Origin of the sequence: Azospirillum sp. TSH20, assembly GCF_003115935.1 — a bacterium.
Taxonomy (GTDB): domain Bacteria; phylum Pseudomonadota; class Alphaproteobacteria; order Azospirillales; family Azospirillaceae; genus Azospirillum.
This window is the reverse complement of the sequence record NZ_LGQU01000136.1, coordinates 34,726-51,773: the sequence shown is the minus strand read 5'-3', so window position 1 is coordinate 51,773 and position 17,048 is coordinate 34,726. Positions and strand designations below refer to the sequence as shown.

The 17,048-nt window shown below is 67.5% G+C and carries 18 protein-coding genes; 13 read left to right on the top strand and 5 right to left on the bottom strand.

Translation table 11 applies throughout. From position 1 onward, the window contains the following. Window positions 1–81 precede the first annotated feature (81 nt). The 8 genes from TSH20_RS30250 (at window position 82) to TSH20_RS30215 (ending at window position 7,063) form a co-directional block, all read left to right on the top strand. Window positions 82–1,707 carry an acyl-CoA synthetase gene (locus TSH20_RS30250; protein WP_109156123.1) on the top strand — a complete coding sequence of 542 codons (1,626 nt, stop codon included), beginning with the start codon at window positions 82–84 and terminating at the stop codon, window positions 1,705–1,707. A 4-nt stretch (window positions 1,708–1,711) separates the two neighbouring features. Further along, window positions 1,712–2,449 (top strand): sulfite exporter TauE/SafE family protein, encoded by a 738-nt coding sequence (locus TSH20_RS30245; protein ID WP_109156124.1) that lies wholly within the window; start codon window positions 1,712–1,714, stop codon window positions 2,447–2,449. A gap of 42 nt (window positions 2,450–2,491) precedes the next feature. Then, the gene (locus TSH20_RS30240) at window positions 2,492–3,196 is read left to right on the top strand and encodes an ABC transporter ATP-binding protein (RefSeq protein WP_109156125.1); all 705 of its coding nucleotides are present in this window, start codon (window positions 2,492–2,494) and stop codon (window positions 3,194–3,196) included. Between the two features lie 124 nt (window positions 3,197–3,320). Then, a complete protein-coding gene (locus TSH20_RS30235; RefSeq protein ID WP_109156126.1) occupies window positions 3,321–4,316 on the top strand; it encodes an ABC transporter substrate-binding protein in 996 nt (331 codons plus the stop codon). A gap of 18 nt (window positions 4,317–4,334) precedes the next feature. Further along, entirely contained in the window at window positions 4,335–5,087 is a 753-nt protein-coding gene (locus tag TSH20_RS30230; protein WP_247871241.1) for an ABC transporter permease, read from the top strand. 34 nt (window positions 5,088–5,121) lie between these two features. Beyond that, a complete protein-coding gene (locus TSH20_RS30225) occupies window positions 5,122–5,799 on the top strand; it encodes an ABC transporter ATP-binding protein (protein WP_247871242.1) in 678 nt (225 codons plus the stop codon). Between the two features lie 163 nt (window positions 5,800–5,962). Further along, window positions 5,963–6,352 (top strand): DUF2946 family protein, encoded by a 390-nt coding sequence (locus TSH20_RS30220; RefSeq protein ID WP_247871243.1) that lies wholly within the window; start codon window positions 5,963–5,965, stop codon window positions 6,350–6,352. A 183-nt stretch (window positions 6,353–6,535) separates the two neighbouring features. Next, on the top strand, window positions 6,536–7,063 hold the full coding sequence (locus tag TSH20_RS30215) for a copper chaperone PCu(A)C (RefSeq protein WP_109156129.1): 528 nt from the start codon (window positions 6,536–6,538) through the stop codon (window positions 7,061–7,063). A 64-nt stretch (window positions 7,064–7,127) separates the two neighbouring features. On the opposite strand, the gene kdgT is transcribed toward TSH20_RS30215, so the two are convergent. Continuing rightward, entirely contained in the window at window positions 7,128–8,147 is a 1,020-nt protein-coding gene (gene kdgT / locus TSH20_RS30210; RefSeq protein ID WP_109156167.1) for a 2-keto-3-deoxygluconate transporter, read from the bottom strand. A 322-nt stretch (window positions 8,148–8,469) separates the two neighbouring features. On the opposite strand from kdgT, the gene TSH20_RS30205 reads away from it, so the two are divergent. Continuing rightward, complete coding sequence (locus tag TSH20_RS30205) at window positions 8,470–8,937, top strand: PAS domain-containing protein (RefSeq protein ID WP_247871244.1); 468 nt, start codon at window positions 8,470–8,472, stop codon at window positions 8,935–8,937. Here TSH20_RS30205 and TSH20_RS30200 read toward each other — a convergent pair. Genes TSH20_RS30200 through TSH20_RS30185 form a run of 4 tightly spaced genes read right to left on the bottom strand, consistent with a single transcriptional unit; the run spans window position 8,903 to window position 13,512 of the window. Beyond that, the gene (locus TSH20_RS30200) at window positions 8,903–9,271 is read right to left on the bottom strand and encodes a response regulator (RefSeq protein ID WP_109154978.1); all 369 of its coding nucleotides are present in this window, start codon (window positions 9,269–9,271) and stop codon (window positions 8,903–8,905) included. The genes TSH20_RS30205 and TSH20_RS30200 overlap by 35 nt on opposite strands. Next, entirely contained in the window at window positions 9,268–10,845 is a 1,578-nt protein-coding gene (locus tag TSH20_RS30195; protein WP_247871245.1) for an HWE histidine kinase domain-containing protein, read from the bottom strand. Before TSH20_RS30195 ends, TSH20_RS30200 begins: the two co-directional genes overlap by 4 nt. Continuing rightward, on the bottom strand, window positions 10,815–11,288 hold the full coding sequence (locus TSH20_RS30190; protein WP_109156130.1) for a response regulator: 474 nt from the start codon (window positions 11,286–11,288) through the stop codon (window positions 10,815–10,817). The genes TSH20_RS30195 and TSH20_RS30190 overlap by 31 nt, the downstream gene beginning before the upstream one ends. Window positions 11,289–11,292: 4 nt before the next feature. Continuing rightward, on the bottom strand, window positions 11,293–13,512 hold the full coding sequence (locus tag TSH20_RS30185; protein WP_109156131.1) for an ATP-binding protein: 2,220 nt from the start codon (window positions 13,510–13,512) through the stop codon (window positions 11,293–11,295). Between the two features lie 411 nt (window positions 13,513–13,923). Here TSH20_RS30185 and TSH20_RS30180 point away from each other — a divergent pair, with 411 nt between their 5' ends. The 4 genes from TSH20_RS30180 to TSH20_RS30165 all read left to right on the top strand — a co-directional run bounded on the left by TSH20_RS30180 (window position 13,924) and on the right by TSH20_RS30165 (window position 16,778). Next, entirely contained in the window at window positions 13,924–14,898 is a 975-nt protein-coding gene (locus TSH20_RS30180) for a nitronate monooxygenase family protein (RefSeq protein ID WP_109156132.1), read from the top strand. A 457-nt stretch (window positions 14,899–15,355) separates the two neighbouring features. Continuing rightward, window positions 15,356–15,910 carry a sigma-70 family RNA polymerase sigma factor gene (locus TSH20_RS30175; RefSeq protein WP_246458084.1) on the top strand — a complete coding sequence of 185 codons (555 nt, stop codon included), beginning with the start codon at window positions 15,356–15,358 and terminating at the stop codon, window positions 15,908–15,910. Next, window positions 15,907–16,335 carry a hypothetical protein gene (locus tag TSH20_RS30170; protein WP_109156134.1) on the top strand — a complete coding sequence of 143 codons (429 nt, stop codon included), beginning with the start codon at window positions 15,907–15,909 and terminating at the stop codon, window positions 16,333–16,335. The genes TSH20_RS30175 and TSH20_RS30170 overlap by 4 nt, the downstream gene beginning before the upstream one ends. Continuing rightward, on the top strand, window positions 16,332–16,778 hold the full coding sequence (locus TSH20_RS30165; protein ID WP_109156135.1) for a periplasmic heavy metal sensor: 447 nt from the start codon (window positions 16,332–16,334) through the stop codon (window positions 16,776–16,778). Before TSH20_RS30170 ends, TSH20_RS30165 begins: the two co-directional genes overlap by 4 nt. Window positions 16,779–17,048 lie beyond the last annotated feature (270 nt).

Here is a 17,048-nt window from a genome sequence, read left to right as displayed (position 1 = left end):
ACGCGGTGCCTCGCTTGCCCCTATGATCGTGCCAACGGTTCCACGAAGGAATCGACGACAAGCCCTTGGGAGGGAACGAACATGCTGCCCAACGCGGACAGCTATGAAGGGGTGTCCCGCGCCTTCGCCTGGCGCGTGCCCGACCGCTACAACATCGGCGTCGACGTCTGCGACCGCTGGGCGGAAACAGACCCCGGCCGCATTGCCCTGATCCACAAGCGGCGCGACGGCGGGTCCGAGGAATACCGCTTCTCCGACATCCGCGCCCTGTCCAACCGCTTCGCCAATGCGCTGGCGGCACAAGGTGTCACGCGCGGCGACCGGGTCGGCATTCTGCTGCCCCAGGCGCCGGAGACCGCGATCAGCCATGTCGCGGTCTACAAGCTGGGCGGCATCGCCGTACCGCTGTTCTCGCTGTTCGGGGTGGAGGCGCTGGAATACCGGCTGGCCAATTGCGGCGCCCGCGCCGTGGTCACCGACGCCGCCGGGGCCGCCAAGATCGCCCAGATCCGCGACCGGCTGCCGGAACTGCGCGCCGTCTTCCGCGTCGACGGGTCCGGCCCCGGCTGCCTGGACTGGCATGGGCTGTGCGACGCGGCGTCCGACAGCTTCACCCCGGCCGACACCGGGCCGGACGATCCGGCGCTGATCATCTACACCTCCGGCACCACCGGTCAGCCGAAGGGCGCGCTGCATGCGCACCGGGTGCTGCTGGGTCATCTGCCGGGCGTGGAGATGTCGCACGACCTGTTCCCGCAGCCAGCCGACCGCATCTGGACGCCGGCCGACTGGGCTTGGATCGGCGGGCTGCTCGACGTGCTGCTGCCGGCCTGGCACCATGGTGTGACGGTGGTCTCCCACCGCTTCGAGAAGTTTGACGCGGAGGCCGCCTTCGCTCTGCTGGCCGAATTCCAGGTCCGCAACGCCTTCCTGCCGCCGACGGCGCTGAAGATGATGCGGGCGGTGAAGAACCCGCGGGCGCGCCATCGCATCGACATGCGCTCCGTCGCCAGCGGCGGCGAGACGCTGGGCGCCGGGCTGCTCGATTGGGGGCGCGAGACCTTCGGCGTGACGATCAACGAGTTCTACGGCCAGACCGAATGCAACATGATCGTCTCCTCGGCCGCGACGCTGATGACGCCGAAGCCCGGCATCATGGGCCGTCCGGTCCCCGGCCATGACGTGGCGGTGATCGACGGGCAGGGCAACCGGCTGCCGCCGGGCAAGCTCGGCCTGATCGCCGTGCATCGGCCGGATCCGGTGATGTTCCTCGGTTATTGGAACAACCCCGACGCCACCGCGGCAAAATTCGTTGGGCCTGGGGGCGACTGGCTGGTCACCGGCGACCAGGGGGAGTTGGACGAGGACGGTTACATCCGCTTCGTCGGGCGTGATGACGACGTCATCACGTCTGCCGGCTACCGCATCGGCCCCGGCGAGATCGAGGATTGCCTGATCGGCCATCCCGCCGTCCGCATGGCGGCGGTGGTCGGCGTGCCCGACCCGCTGCGCACGGAGATCGTCAAGGCCTTCGTCGTGTTGCAGGAGGGGGTGACGCCGGACGACGCGCTGGTGGCCTCGATCCAGGAGCATGTGAAGACCCGGCTGGCCGCCCACGAATATCCGCGTTCGATCGAATTCATGGAAAGCCTTCCCATGACCACCACCGGCAAGATCATTCGCCGGGAGTTGAGGAACCGCTCGTAATATCATGATCGAATTGATTTTATTGGCCGCGGCCTTTCTGGCTGGAGCAATGAATGCCGTTGCCGGCGGGGGAAGCTTCCTCACCCTGCCGGCGTTGATCTACGCCGGGGTGCCGCCGGTCGCCGCCAACGCCACCGGCACGGTCGCCCTGCTCCCCGGCTATGCCAGCGGCGTCTACGGCTACCGTCAGGACCTGACGCCGGTCGGCACGCTCAGCCTGCCGCTGCTGTCGGCGGTCAGTCTGGTCGGCGGGCTGGTCGGGGCAGGGCTGCTGCTGGTGACGCCGGATTCGGTGTTCCGCGGCATCGTGCCCTGGCTCTTGCTGCTGGCGACCGGGCTGTTCGCCTTCGGCAACATGCTGGCGCAGCGGCTGCGCAGCCTGGGTCTGCACGGCAACGGGACGATGCTGGGCACGCTGTTCGCCGTCTCCGTCTATGGCGGCTATTTCAACGGCGGGCTCGGCATCCTCCTGCTGGCGCAGTTGAGCCTGTTCGGCATGACCGACCTGAATGCCATGAACGGGCTGAAGAACCTGTTCTCCGCCGTGCTGACCGCCATCGCCGTGGTGGCCTATGCCGCTGGCGGGGCGGTGGAATGGCCGAAGGCGCTGCTGATGGTGGTGGCCGCGGTCGTCGGCGGTTATGTCGGCGCCCGGCTGGGGCGGAAGTTCCCCAAGCCGATCCTGCGCACCGGCATCATCGCCGTCGGTCTGGTGATGAGTGCGGTGTTCTTCCTGAAATGATCGCGCTATAGAGGGCGCTCCCCGCCTTTTGGACCTGCCGCCATGCTGACCGTATCCGATCTCGACCTGTACTATGGCGACGCCCAGGCGCTCGACGGTGTCACGCTGCAGGTGGCGGCGGGGCAGACCACCGCCATCGTCGGCGCCAACGGGGCCGGCAAGACCTCGCTGATCCGCGCCATCTCCGGCATCCTGAAACCGGCGCGTGGCAGCATCCGCTTCAAGGACCGCGAGATCGCCGGACTGCCCAGCCATGTCGTCTGCGACCTCGGCATCGGGCAGGTGGCGGAAGGGCGGCAGATCTTCCCGACGCTGAGCGTGCGGGAGAATCTGGAGATGGGCGCCGTCATCCCGCGCGCCCGGTCCAGCGCGCGCCAGACCTACGACCGGGTGCTGGACCTGTTCCCGCGCCTGCGCGAACGGCTGGACCAGGCGGCCGGCACCCTGTCCGGCGGCGAGCAGCAGATGCTGGCCATCGGCCGCTGCCTGATGGGCAAGCCGGACCTCATCATGTTCGACGAGCCATCGCTCGGCCTGTCGCCCGCCCTGGTGCAGGAGCTGTTCCGCATCATCCGGACACTGGCGGCCGAGGGCATGACGATCATCCTGGTCGAACAGAATGTCGCCGCCTCCCTGCGCATCGCCCAGACCGCTTACGTGCTGGAGAACGGCCGGGTGGTGCTGTCGGGCACGGGGGAGGCGCTGCTGGCCGACCCGGCGGTGAAGCAGGCCTATCTGGGGCTGTGATCCCGCCCCCTCCAAACCGGCCGCCGTCCAGCCGGCGCTACCCCCCTTATCCTCCTATCGTTGAATATACGAACCATCTACAGTCCCCCTAAGCTGGCAGTCCATTCAACACCGGGCGGGGACCATGGCGGCAGGCTGCACCAGACGGACGACATTGCTGGCGGCCGGCGCGCTGCTGGCGTCTGCGACGCTCCGGCACGCGGCTGCCGCCGACCGGACGGTCGTCCGCGCCGGGGTGCTGAAGTTCGGCACGGTCAGCTGGGAACTCGACACCGTCCGCGACAACGGCTTCGACCGCCAAGCCGGCATCGACCTGCAACTGGTGGAGCTGGCGGGCAACCCCGCCACCCAGGTGGCGCTCCAGGCGGGTGGGGTCGAGGTCATCGTTTCCGACTGGCTGTGGGTGTCGCGGATGCGCAGCAAGGGGGAGGCGCTGTCCTTCATCCCCTACTCGACCGCCGTCGGCGCGCTGGTGGTTCCGGCCAAGTCCGCCATCGCCGGGATCGGCGACCTGCGCGGCAAGCGCATCGGGGTCGCCGGCAGCCCGCTCGACAAGAGCTGGCTCCTGCTGAAGGCTCTGGCCACCGACCGCTATGGGCTGTCGCTCGACCGCGATGCGCAGCCCTTCTTCGCCGCACCGCCCCTGCTGAACAGCAAGATCGCCGACGGCGACCTGGACGCCGTGCTGACCTTCTGGCCCTTCGCCGCCCGGCTGGAGGCGAAGGGCATGCGCGTGACCATGACGGTGTCCGACATGCTGGAGGCGCTGGGCCAGCCGGCGACGGTCCCTTCCATCGGCTATGTCTTCCGCGAGGAGTGGGCGCGCGCCAACCCGGCCGCCATCGCCGGATTCCAGGCCGCGACGAACAGGGCGAAAGCCCTGCTGGCACAGTCCGACGCCGCGTGGGAGCGCCTCGCCCCGCTGATGCAGGCGGAGGATGACGCCACCTTCCGCATCCTGCGCGACCGCTACCGCGACGGCATCCCGCGCCGCTGGACCGAGGAGGAGCGGGCAGGGGCCGCGAAGCTCTACGCGCTGCTGGCGCGTCTGGGCGGGCGGGAGTTGGTCGGTGATGCGCCCGCCATCGCCCCCGGCACCTTCTGGACCGGCGGGGCCTGACCGGTGCGCCGCGCCCTGATGCCCGCCGTGATGCCTGTTGCGTCGATCCTGCTGTTGCTGGCCGTTTGGCAGGCAGCGGCGCTAATGGTCGGCGGGCGCCTACTGCCGGGACCGGCCGTGGTGGCCGAGGCCCTGCTGCGGGAAGCGGAGAGCGGGGCGCTGTTCCATCACATGGGCGTCACGCTGCTGCGCGTGCTGGCGGCCTTCGCGCTCGCCATGTCCATCGGGGTCGGGCTGGGTCTGCCGATGGGGCGGTCGCCCTTCATCGACCGGCTGTTCGGCCCCTGGCTGGTCTTCTTCCTGAACCTGCCGGCGCTGGTGGTCATCGTGCTGGCCTATGTCTGGTTCGGTTTGACCGAGGCGGCGGCCATCGGCGCCGTCGCCGTCAACAAAATTCCCAACACGGTGGTCCTGGTGCGGGCCGGTGCCCGCGCCATCGACGAGGGGCTGATCGACATGGCCCGCGTCTACCGCCTGTCGCCCGCGGACCGGCTTCGCCATGTGCTGCTGCCGCAACTCACCCCCACCATCGCCGCGGCTGCGCGGTCCGGCCTGGCGCTGATCTGGAAGATCGTGCTGGTGGTCGAACTGCTGGGCCGCAGCGATGGTGTCGGATTCCAGATCAACCTCCTATTTCAGACCTTCGATGTCGCAGGAATCCTGGCTTACACCATCGCGTTCGTGGCCGTGGTCCAGCTTCTGGAATACGGCATCCTGCAACCGGTCGAGCGCCACTGCCAGCGCTGGCGGCGGATGCCCGCTGAAGCTTGAGATCCGCTCCAAGCGCTTCGGCGCGGTGGAGGCGGTGCGCGGCCTGACCCTGTCCGCCGCGGCGGGGGAGGTCGTGGCGCTGGTCGGCCCCAGCGGCTGCGGCAAGACGACCGCGCTCGGCATCGTCGCCGGGCTGGACCGCGCCTTCGACGGCGTGGTGGAGGTCGGGGCGCGGCCGGACGGCGGGCCGGCCCGTCTCGGCTATGTCTTCCAGGAACCGCGCCTGCTGCCCTGGCGAACCGTGCGGCAGAATCTGGCTCTGGTCCTGCCGCGTGCGCAGCGCCGCGGTCCGGCGGTCGACGCCATGCTCGACGCGCTGGAGTTGTCGCCCTTCGCCGACCGTTTCCCGACCCAGCTGTCGCTGGGCATGGCGCGGCGGGTGGCACTGGCTCGCGCCTTTCTGGTGGAGCCGGACCTGCTGCTGATGGACGAACCCTTCGTCTCGCTGGACGAGCCGACGGCGCTTCGGCTGCGCACGCTGCTGTCGGAACTGCTGGACCGGCGGCCGGCCACCGTCCTGCTGGTCACCCATAATCTGCGCGAAGCCCTGGCGTTGGCCGACCGGCTGCTTCTGCTGGCGCCGTCGCCCGGCCGGGTGGTGGCGGAGGTGCCGGTGACCGTTCCCCGCGCCGCCCGCGACGACGCCACCATCGAGGCCTTGCGCCACGACCTGCTGTCCAGGCCGGAACCGGCCTTCCGCCTGCTGGCCTGACCCTTCTCGATTTGTGCGTTCATTTGCCGCTCGTCCGTTTACGAATGCTGCGGTATCCTGCTCCGCTGCCGGGTACGTCCGGCGATTGCAAAGGCGGCGGAACCGAATGCCCTTCGGTCGATCGACAGTGCGGCGGGTGCGGAGGCTCGGCCTGGTGGCCGGGATGGCCGCGCTGTTGCTGCAGGTCATCGCCTGGGGCTGGATGCCGATGGTTCCGGGGACCGCCCGGGCCGGAGAGACCGCCTCGCTGCCGATCTGTTCCTCCGGCGGCCTGACCATCCTCCAGGTCGATGCCGCCGTTTATGGAATTGGCGAGTTCGGGCTCGCTTCCGACGACGGCGACCCTGAAAAATCGCCGGATCACGCGCCGTCAGGCACCGGCCATTGCCCGCTCTGCCCGCTGGTGGCCGGGCTGGCCTTGCCGCCGCCGCCATTGACCGTAGGCCCGGCCCTTGCCATGGCCAGCGACTCCCGCCTGCTGCCGTGCGAACGGATCGCCGCCGGCTGGTTCCTGTCGACCCTCCAGGCCCGCGCTCCGCCGTCGCTCGCCTGATTTTCGCGGCCGCTCAGCCACGGCCGCCACGCGCATCGCCACGCCCGCTCTCCGTCCGGATCGGTGCGCTTGGCGGTCTATCCACGCATTCCAACGTGCAACCTTCCAATTCACGCCCCGTGGCATAACCCGCCGCGGCGGCTCCCCCCTGCTGTTCACATCCGCATTCCAGGAGAAGAGTCAATGAAGCGCATTCTCGGCATCGCCGCCGCCCTGGCCCTGTTCGGTGCCGTCCCCGCTTTGGCCCACAGCTACAAGGCCGGCCCGATCGAGATCGGCCATCCCTGGGCGCGCGCCACCGCGCCGGCGGCCCCGAACGGCGGCGCCTATCTGTCGCTGACCAACACCGGCAGCACGGAGGACCGTCTGGTTTCCGCCTCCACCCCGGCCGCCGACAAGGCGGAGTTGCACACCCATCTGAACGAGAATGGCGTGATGAAGATGCGGGAGGTTCCGGCCATTCCGGTGGCGCCGGGCGAGGAGGTGAAGCTGGCGCCCGGCGGCCTGCACATCATGCTGCTGGGCCTCAAGAAGCCGCTGGAGAAGGGGGCCCACATCCCCATGACCCTGCACTTCGAAAAGGCAGGCACCGTCGAAGTCGAGATCTCCGTCGAGGCGGCCGGACAGAGCGCGCCCCAGGCCGAAGGGCATATGGGCGCCATGGGCGGCGCCGGCCACGGCCACAACGCCGAACCGGCCAAGAAGCAGTAATGCGGAAGGCCGCCGGCAGGGGAACCGCCGGCGGCCTCTTTTCACGGAAATACGCTCGTCCCGGTCACTCCGCCGGAGCGACTCCCACCGGTTGGGGGGAGAGCTTGGCGGCTTCGGCGGCCTGATAGCGGGGCGACAGCACGCCGAAACGACGCGCCCACCATGCCGTCAGCGGCGGCGTCAGCAGCGCGGTAACCACAACGCTGGTGGCGATCAGTGCCGTGGCCGATGGGGCGACCGGCGCGAAGGTCGGCTCGATCGAAGCGATGATCGGCGGGACCGTCACAGCCGCACCGGCGGTGGAGGCGGCACCGATGCCGGCCGTACCGTTGCCCTTCGCCAGAACGACGTCGGCCAAAACCAGCATGAAACCGGTGACGGCGATCACGCCCAGCCCCAGCACGATGCCCAGCAACCCGGTGTTGAGGATCGTCGAGAAGTTCAGGTTGTTGCCCAGCGCGAAGGCGAAGAACGGCACCATCACCGAGACGCCCTGGGTGAAGAAGGCCCGCAGATCCTTGTCCAGATTGCCCAGCGCGAAGCCGATCAGGAAGGGCAGCAGGGCGCCGACCATCGTCTGCCAGGGGAAGGCCGCCAGCCCGGCGATGCCCAGCGTCACCATGGTCATGAAGGGGCCCGATTCCAGGCACATCAGGCAGAAGGCGCCGGCCTCCTCCTTGGTGCCGTACTGCTGCATCAGCGCCATGTACATGCCGCCGTTGGTGTCGTTCATCACCGCGATGATCGCCAGCACCGACAGGCCGGAGAAGAAGCCGGACGTGATGCCTTCCGCCGGGATGAACCACGAGGCGATGACGCCCGCCATGGCGGCGGTGAGGATCTTGACCGACACCAGCACGCCGCTCTTGCGCAGGACCAGCGGCGTTGCCTTCAGGCTGATGCTGGCGCCGATGCAGAAGAACCACACCGACAGGATCGGCAGCGTGCCGGTGATCAGCCCGTTGGTGAAGGACCCGAAGAATTTGCCCGTGTTGGGAGCCAACGTGTTCAGGCAGGCGCCGAGGAACAGGGGGACGATCATCATCCCGCCGGGGATGCGGTCGATCCGGGACTTGATGTTCATGGAAGACACTCCTTCGAATTTCATCCCGTCGCCGCCGCGCCCCTTCGCCATCGGGCATAATTCAGCGGCCATCAATTTTGTCAGGACGGCAGCCATGTGCCGCTTTGTGTATACTAGTATACAAGTTGTCCGGCCATTGTCAAAGCGGCGGATTGTCCGACGCGACACGTTGTCGCGCCGAAGGGGAATGAAGACGGAGACAGCAGGATAGGGACGGAGCCGCAGAGGATTAGGGCTCGATTTATTACATTTTCAGCATAAAATGCTTCTATATCGAGGCTTTCGGCCATCGAGGGCAGGAGAGTGCACCTAGGGCGAGCCCATGCCAGCGTCACTTGATCCGATCAGCCGCAGCATCATGCGGAATCAGCCTCTCCGGGATCAGCTTTCGCGAATGGGGGTGTCCGGAGAGGCGCTGCTGGTACTGTGCGGTCCCGACGGCAGCAATCTGGCGCTCAGCGAAACGACGCGGCGGTATTTCGGACCGTTGGCAAGCAAGATGCTGGGATGCGGCTGGGTGTCGGCAGTCCATCCGGACCACCAGATGGCCGCGGCCGATGCTTGGCTGAAGGCGGTCTATGACGAGGCCGCATATGACCTGCAATTGAGCTACCGGCGGCATGACGGCAGCTACCACCGCTTCGCGGTAACGGGCGTCCGCTATGTCGATGCGGATACGTGCCAGACCCACTGGCTCGTCGTATTGGAACCGCTCAGGCCAACCCTTCCGGTGGCCAGCCCGCGCGGTTTGACGCTCAGCGCGGGCGGTGGCGGGCCAGTGCGTCGGTGATGTCGAGGTCGCGGAACGGCTTTCCAATCACCGGCCGCTCACGGTGGGCATCGGGCAGCCCCTCCGCCCCATGACCGGTGGTGAAGATGAAGGGGATGCCGGCGGCGGCCAGACGGTCGGCCACCGCGTCGACCCGCTCGCCACGCAGGTTGACGTCCAGCAGCGCGATGTCGAAGCCGCCCGCCTCGATTATTTCCAAGGCCGCCGAAACCGAACCGGCCGGACCGATACAGGTGACGCCCTGGTCGAGCAGGGCATCCTCCAGGCTCATGGCGATCAACGGTTCGTCCTCGACGATCAGGACGGTCAGGTTCGACAGGTTCGCGTCGGTCACTGCGGGCTCACTCGCGACGACAATGGGATTACCAGCCGGCATCGCACGCCGGCGGGGTCGAAGGCAAGGGCAACATCGCCTTCCAACTCATGCGCCAGGCCGCGCTCGATCAGGCGGGAGCCGAAACCGCGACGGGTCGGCGGCACCACCGGCGGCCCGCCGCTCTCGCGCCAGCGCAGCACCAGCGCGCCCGCGGCAGCGCGGGAGGAGTGTCCGGAGCCGGCATGGCTCGCCGCCCCATCCCGTGCAGCCGGCCCGGCCGGCGGCGTGATCTCCCAATCCAGATCGATACGGCCGCTCTCCGCCGACAGGGCGCCGTATTTCGCGGCGTTGGTGGCGAGTTCGTGGAAGGCGAGGTGCAGCGACACCGCCACGCCGGTGGTCAGGTTGACCGGCGGGCCGCCGACCCGGACACGGCCGGCATCGACATGGGGCTCCAGCGTCAGGGCGGCGATCTCGGTCAGCGAGGCGCCCTGCCAATGGCGGCGGGTCAGCAGGTCGTGGGCCTGGGCCAGGGCACGCAGCCGCGACTGGAAGGCATCGGGGAAGGCTTCCACCGACGGCGCGGCGCGCAGGGTCTGCTTGGCGATCGACTGCACCATCGCCAGCGTGTTCTTGACCCGGTGGTTCAGTTCCTCCAGCAGCAAGAGTTGCCGCTCCTCGGCCTTCTTGCGGTCGGTGATGTTGAGCGAGACGCCGGCCAGACCGGTCGGCGCCCCGTTCTTGTCGTAGATCGCGCGGCCACGCACCTGGACCCATTGGACGCTGCCGTCGGGCCAGATCGTGCGGTATTCCATATCCAGCGGCAAACCGCTGGTCACCGCCTGCCGGACCATCGCCTGCTGAGAGTCGCGGTCGTCGGGATGGACGCGCTCCAGCAGCCGGTCATAGGTCGCAATATCGGCCGGATCGGAAAGCCCCAGATTGGCGGCGCAGATCGCCGAGACGCGCAGCCGGTTGGTCGCGAGATTGAGTTCCCAGGACCCCAGCCGCCCGGCCTCCAGCGCGAAGCGCAGACGTGCCTCGCTCTCGGCCAGGGCCGCCCGCTTGTCGGCCAGCTCGTTGCGGTCGCGCGCCTCCACCAGGGCGCGGCGGACCACGACCTGCAGGCGCTCCATGCGAAGCTTCACCACATAGTCGGTGGCGCCCTTCTTCAGCGCCTCGATGGCGTTCTCCTCGCCCAGCATGCCGGACACGAAGATGAAGGGGACGCGGGGCAGCCGGTCGCGCGCGATCGCCAGCGCCGACATGCCGTCGAAATCCGGCAGGTCGAAGTCCGACAGGATCAGGTCGTAGGGACCGCCGTCGGCGATGGCGTCGATGAAGGCCTGCCGCGTCTCGACCCGGTGAATGTCGAACGCGTGGTCGTCGATCATCATCAGATGTTCGCGCACCAGATCGGCGTCCATGCCGCTGTCCTCCAGCAGCAGGACACGGCACGGGATCGGCCGGCCCGGATCGGCCGGTCCACTGTCCGTGAAGGGGGAGCCGGCCAAGGGAGAACCGGCGGACTGGCCGGCGAAAGGTTCCATCACCTGCGCCATCAGCTGCCGCGCGGCCTGCGGGGATGACATCCGGGCGGTGGTTCGTTCAGGATCGCCCAGAAACTTCCGATGTCGCGGATCGCGTCGAAAAACTCCTTGAAGCCGACCGGCTTGACCACGAAGGCATTCACCCCCAGCCGGTAGCTGCGGACGAGGTCCTGCTCCTCCTTGGACGAGGTCAGCATGACGACGGGAATGGCGCGGGTGCTGTCGTTCGCTTTGATCCGCTGCAGCACTTCGATCCCGTCCACCTTCGGCAGCTTGATGTCCAGGATGATGACGGCCGGATATTTCGGGTCGGTCGGCTTCGACACCGCCTGCCCATCCTCGTGGAACAGGTAGGACAGAGCCTCCGCCCCGTCGCGGGCGACGACGATGTCGTTGGCGAGCTGGGCCTCGGCGAAGGCCTCCAGCGTCAGCTCCAGGTCCTTCGGGTTGTCCTCGACCAGCAGGATCGGTTTCAGCGTGGCCATGGGGCTACCTCGATTCGGCGGCTGATGACCGCGGCAGGGAGAAATGGAAGGTTGCACCGTGGTCCAGCCTGCCTTCCGCCCAGACCCGCCCGCCGTGACGCTCCACGATGCGGCGGACATTGGCGAGGCCGATGCCGATGCCCTCGAACTCCTCCTCGCGGTGCAGGCGCTGGAAGACGCCGAAGAGCTTACCGGCATAGGCCATGTCAAATCCACGGCCATTATCGCGCACGTAGAACTCATGCGCGTCGGCGGTGGTGCGGCAGCCCACCTCGATCTCCGGCGCGGCGCGGTCGCGGGTGTATTTGATGGCGTTCGACAGCAGGTTCTGCACCACCAGCCGCAGCATGGTCGGGTCGCCGTTGACGCCCGGCAGCGGATGCACGGTCCAGCGCACGTCGCGGCCCTGCAGGTCGGGTTCCAGCAGGTGGCGGACCTCATCCACCAGCCGGCCGACATCGACCTCCACCCGTGCCAGCGTCGTTCGCCCCAGCTGCGAGAAATGCAGAAGCCCGTCGACAAGCCGGCCGGCCGAACTCGCCGCCTCGATGATGCTGTCCAGATAGTGGCGCTCCCGCTCGTTCAGCTTGTCGGCGGCGCGGGAGCGCAGAAGCTCGGCATAGCTGGTGACGTGGCGGAAGGGCGCCCGCAGGTCGTGCGAGACCGAGTAGGAGAAAGCGGCCAGTTCGCCGTTGCTGCGGCGAAGCTCCTCGTTCAGGGCGGCCATCTCCTCGGCCTTGCGCAGCACGATGCTGACGATGGCGTTGCGGAAATCGCCGGCCGCCTCGATCTCGCCATGACGCCAGGGCAGGGACTGGCCGCGCACCGTCTCCTTCCAGGCTTCGAAGGAGTTGCGGGGGGAAAGCCGGCCGCTGGCGTCCAGCGGCTTGTTGGGATCGCCGGCCCAGTCGATGGACTGCACGATCTCCGGCCGGAACCACAGCAGATAGCTGGGATGGAGCTGCGAGATGGAGATCGCCAGCAGGCCGCTGGCGGTCCGCTCCATCCCGGCGGCGGCCGGGACCTCGAGGGGAAGCTGGTGACTGGCGAACAGATCCTTGATGCCCTGGCCGGCCAGCTCCGCGGCGATGGCCTCGACCACCTCCTGCGGCGGGGTGCGGCCGATCAGCCGGCAATCGCCGTCGAACAGAATCGCGGCGCCGTCGGCATTGACCAGGGCCAGCAGATCCTCGCGATCCTCGCTGAGGCCGTCGATGAAATGCTCCGCCGCCGCCATATGGGCGAGCAGCCGCGCCTGGGTGCTCTTGGAGCGGATTCGGTGGTCGGCATCCAGCGCCCGTTCCAGCGCGATCATCTGGCTGGACAGCACCTGCCCCAGCAGATCGCAGGCGGTGCGCACCGCAAAGGAGACCTGCCGCGGCTCGGCATTGTGGCAGGAGATCAAGCCCCACAGCCGGTCCCCGTCCATGACCGAGATCGACATGGAGGCCGGCGTGCCCATGTTGCGCATATATTCCAGATGAACCGGCGACACGCTGCGCAGCACGGAAAAGGTGAGATCCAGCGGCGGCGCATCCCGCCTGTCGGACAGAATCGGAACCGGTTGATAACGGGTGTCTGCGATCAGCCGCAGGCGGTTCAGCGCGTAGAGCCGCCGGGCCTGCTGCGGGATGTCGGAGGCCGGAAAGCGCAGGCCGCGGTAGGAGGGCAGGCGGCCGTTGCCGTTCTCCGCGATGACGGTGCCGTTCCATTGTTCGTCGAAACGATAGATCAGCACACGGTCGAAGCCGGTCAGCGCCCGCACCTCCTCCGCCGTGCTGGCCAGCAGGGCATCGAAGTCATGGGCCGCCTGCATGCGGCGGATGCCTTCGCGCATCTGCGGATAAAGCGCCTCCAGCGTGCCGGCGCCGGTGGCGGGCAGTTCCTCCAGTTCCAGGATCACCAGATCGCCGGAGCGGTGGGCGATCGCCTGGAAATCCCCGCCGCCGCGCAGGTGCAGGATGTCCAGTTGTACCGGTTCGGCAGGGGCGGCACGCAGCCCGCGGAGCAGCGAAGCCAGGGAGCCGGCGTCGATCAGCTGGTCGACCGGCATGCCGAACGCATCGGTGGGCGGACGGTTCAACACCGCGCCCGCTTCCGCGCTGGCGCAGACGAGACGAAGGCTGTCCACGTCGATGGCCAGGAGATGGCCGTGCGGCTGGATGCTGCCGGGGATGTGAATCGGTTCGCGCGCGCAGGCGTCGAGATCAAGCGTGCCCGCCATGGACGGGGGCCACGGTTCAGGTCCGGTTGCAGGCGTCACGGTCGTCCTTTGCTCATCTCGGTCACGAGTCCGACGGGATCTTCCCGAAACGGACCCGTTTCAATCGGGTTCCACTGACATATGCCGATGGCTTCCAACGGTATTCAGCATAATCAGCGGTATAGAAACCCTGCGTCCGCCGCGCGCACCGCCTTGAGGTGAGCGAGGCGACAGCATGTCCCTTTAGACCCTATACTTTCATTATCATAGGTTAAGTTTTTTGCTTGTCCTCAGATTTTCCAATACCTTGCTCTTTTATCATACGCCGAAGATCATATTCCGCAATCAAGCTTGGTTCCGCTTATAAGAAAACATGCCGTAAGGAATCCGCAACTGTCAGCGGCCAACAGAATGGGTAGGGAAGGGGACGCCATGAAAACCGAGGTGACGCGCCTGCTCGGCATCGATTACCCGATCGTACAGGGTGGGATGCAGTGGGTCGGGCTGGCCGAACTGGCAGCATCCGTGTCGAATGCCGGCGGGCTGGGAATCCTCACCGCGCTGACCCAGCCGACGCCCGAGGATCTGGCGCGCGAGATCGCGCGCTGCCGCGCGATGACCGACCGTCCCTTCGGCGTCAACCTGACCATGCTGCCGGCGGTGACACCGCCGCCCTACGAGCGCTATCTCGACGTCATCATCGACAGCGGCATCACCATCGTGGAGACCGCCGGCAACAGCCCGCGCGCCTTCGTCGAGCGGATGAAGGCGCACGACATCCGCATCCTGCACAAATGCACCAGCGTCCGCCACGCGCTGAGCGCGGAGCGGGCCGGCGTGGACATCATCAGCATCGACGGGTTCGAGTGCGCCGGGCATCCGGGCGAGGACGACATCCCCGGTCTGATCCTGATCCCGGCCGCGGTGCGGGCCTTGCGCATCCCGGTGATCGCCTCGGGCGGGATCGCCGACGGGCGCGGCATGGCCGCCGCTCTGGCCCTCGGCGCCCAGGGCGTCAACATGGGCACGCGCTTTCTCTGCACGCGGGAGGCGCCGGTGCATGACAGCATCAAGCAGGCACTGGTCGCCGCCGGCGAGCGCGACACCAACCTGATCCTTCGCAGCATGCGCAACACCGCCCGCGTGTTCAAAAACGCCGTGTCGGACGAGGTCGTCGCGCTGGAAAAACGTCCCGGCGGCGCGCAGTTCGAAGAGGTTCGGCCGCTCGTCGCCGGGCAGCGCGGCCGAACCGCGCTCCAGTCCGGCAATGTCCAGGATGGGGTGGTTTCGGCCGGCATGGTGATCGGCCTGATCGACGACATCCCGACCTGCGACGACCTGATCCGCCGCATGGTCGCCGACTGCCGTACCCACCTGCGCCGCGCCCTGGCGATGGCGGAGGAATGAACAGGCAGGGCGGGGCAGGGTCGGAAGTTCGGTCAGAAGATCAGCTTCACGATTCCGGTGACGACCAGCAGGCCGATGATGAAGATGATTAGAATGGCCCAGCCGAAAATCTTGAGCATGGTGTCGGTCCCTTCAGTCGCTTCGTTCATGACGCCGCCAATCATCCGGCGTTGCCACGGTCATGCTTGGATCAACCGATCCACGGCGAAGCGGTTCCCGCAGGACGGGCAAAGATGTTCATCGCGCACCGTCCCGATGGAACGCCCCCCCTCAGCGGACCCAAAAAACACATAAGCATTCTTATGGAAATAAAATGGCGGGGAGGGCCGGGCATTGGGGAAATCCCTGATCGGAAAATCGCCGCTCGCTGCGCAGGACTTCCGCCTCCTGCCGCGTATAAACCGCTGACAGAAACCGGGAGCGGGCGGAATACGGCGTGGAGCCTACCGAGGAAACGGTGACCGACGAGGCGTTGATGGCGGACGCTGCGGCCGGTGACCGGAAAGCGTTTGGAACACTCACGCGCCGGCATCTGCGCCGCAGCATCGCCTTGGCCCAACGGGTTGTCGGGAACGCCGCCGACGCCGAAGAGGTTGCGCAGGACGCCTTCCTGCAGATTTGGGCCAATGCCGACCGTTGGCGCGGCGATGGAACCCGCTTCACCACCTGGCTGTACAGGATCGTGGTGAATCGCGCCATCGACTACAAGCGGCGGCGCAGCTTCGCCCCCCTGGACGATGCCGGCGAGATCGCCGATCCGGCCTGGAGCGCCGAGACGGTGATCGACGGCATGCGGATCGGTGCCGCGGTGGATGCCGCGATCGCCGCCTTGCCCGAACGGCAACGGGCGGCGCTCAGTCTCTGCTACCATGAGGAGATGACGTGCGCTGAGGCTTCGGAAATATTGCAGGTGTCTGTTTCGGCTATGGAAAGTCTGCTGGTCCGGGCGCGCCGCGTCGTGCGGGCCCGGCTTCAACCCCTGATCCGTCAGAAGGACGGTGCACGGTCATGACGCTCAAAGAGTTCAAACGCTATGCCGCCGCCTACGGCGCCGACCTGGACCGTTGGCCGCGCTCCGCCAGGGTGGATGCGCTGGCCCTGCTGGACGGCAGCGCCGAAGCCCGCGACCTGCTGGCCGACGCCGCCATCACCGACGTGCTGCTGGACGCCGCCTCGACCCCGCTGGTCTCTGTCCGGCGCGAGGCGCAGGTCTATGACCGCATCGCCGACTGTCTGGCACAGCGGATCGTGCCGGATTTCGTTCCCTGGTTCCTGTCGCGGCCGCCCTTCCGCCCTGCCCCGCTCGCCGGCTTCCTGGCCAGCATGGCGCTGGTCGGCTTCCTCAGCTACAGCCAGGGCCTGATTTCCTTCGAAAAGATGAGCACGCCCGCCCTATCCGGCGTGATGATCGTCAGCTATCTGGGAGACGTGCGATGACGCCGGCCATTCGGCGCCGCTGGCCCTGGTTCCTTCTGGTCGGGTCCCTTGCGCTCAACATGCTGGCCGGCGGCTTCGTCGTCGCCCACGCTTTCCGCCCGCCACCTCCGCCGCCCGGCGGGCCCGAGCATCTGCTGGAGCGCTTCGTCGACGACGTGTCGGGGCACCTGTCGCCGGCCGATGCCGCGATCCTGCGCAAGGCGATTGACGATGCCCGCCCGCTGTTCGTCCGCATGCATGTCAGCCGCGAGGAATTCGCGCCGCGCCTGCGCATGGCCCTGATGGCCCAACCCTTCGATTCAGCCGGCCTCAAGGCCCTGTTCGACAGCGTCCACGCCAACGACGCAGCGTTGCGCACCGAGATTGAGACTCGCGTCGTCGACACCCTGTCACGCCTTTCCCCCGAAGGCCGCCTGCGTCTGGCCGAAAGCCGCCTTCCCTGATCCTTTCGGTTGGACCGGTGGCAGACACTTTTTGGGGTCCGGCCGGGATGGCAAGTCCGTCCCGGCCCTTTTTCTTCGCCGAAAAAAGAAAGGGCGGCCTAACGGTATCACCGCCGGGCCGCCCCTAAGTCGGTTCGGGAGGAAACGCAACCAAGTTGCACGCAGAGGTATAGGGCCAATATGGTTAACGGCCGATGAATGGTGGGAAGAAAACATCCCCTACCACTTTTTTGTGAAAAACTGCCGCGAATGGTTGCGCTTCGGCTTGGG

Coding starts and splice junctions, on each gene's coding strand:
- TSH20_RS30250 (WP_109156123.1), top strand. CDS start 82: ATGCTGCCCAACGCGGACAGCTATGAAGGGGTGTCCCGCGCCTTCGCC.
- TSH20_RS30245 (WP_109156124.1), top strand. CDS start 1,712: ATGATCGAATTGATTTTATTGGCCGCGGCCTTTCTGGCTGGAGCAATG.
- TSH20_RS30240 (WP_109156125.1), top strand. CDS start 2,492: ATGCTGACCGTATCCGATCTCGACCTGTACTATGGCGACGCCCAGGCG.
- TSH20_RS30235 (WP_109156126.1), top strand. CDS start 3,321: ATGGCGGCAGGCTGCACCAGACGGACGACATTGCTGGCGGCCGGCGCG.
- TSH20_RS30230 (WP_247871241.1), top strand. CDS start 4,335: ATGCCCGCCGTGATGCCTGTTGCGTCGATCCTGCTGTTGCTGGCCGTT.
- TSH20_RS30220 (WP_247871243.1), top strand. CDS start 5,963: ATGGCCGCGCTGTTGCTGCAGGTCATCGCCTGGGGCTGGATGCCGATG.
- TSH20_RS30215 (WP_109156129.1), top strand. CDS start 6,536: ATGAAGCGCATTCTCGGCATCGCCGCCGCCCTGGCCCTGTTCGGTGCC.
- kdgT (WP_109156167.1), bottom strand. CDS start 8,147: ATGAACATCAAGTCCCGGATCGACCGCATCCCCGGCGGGATGATGATC.
- TSH20_RS30205 (WP_247871244.1), top strand. CDS start 8,470: ATGCCAGCGTCACTTGATCCGATCAGCCGCAGCATCATGCGGAATCAG.
- TSH20_RS30195 (WP_247871245.1), bottom strand. CDS start 10,845: ATGTCATCCCCGCAGGCCGCGCGGCAGCTGATGGCGCAGGTGATGGAA.
- TSH20_RS30190 (WP_109156130.1), bottom strand. CDS start 11,288: ATGGCCACGCTGAAACCGATCCTGCTGGTCGAGGACAACCCGAAGGAC.
- TSH20_RS30185 (WP_109156131.1), bottom strand. CDS start 13,512: ATGGCGGGCACGCTTGATCTCGACGCCTGCGCGCGCGAACCGATTCAC.
- TSH20_RS30180 (WP_109156132.1), top strand. CDS start 13,924: ATGAAAACCGAGGTGACGCGCCTGCTCGGCATCGATTACCCGATCGTA.
- TSH20_RS30170 (WP_109156134.1), top strand. CDS start 15,907: ATGACGCTCAAAGAGTTCAAACGCTATGCCGCCGCCTACGGCGCCGAC.
- TSH20_RS30165 (WP_109156135.1), top strand. CDS start 16,332: ATGACGCCGGCCATTCGGCGCCGCTGGCCCTGGTTCCTTCTGGTCGGG.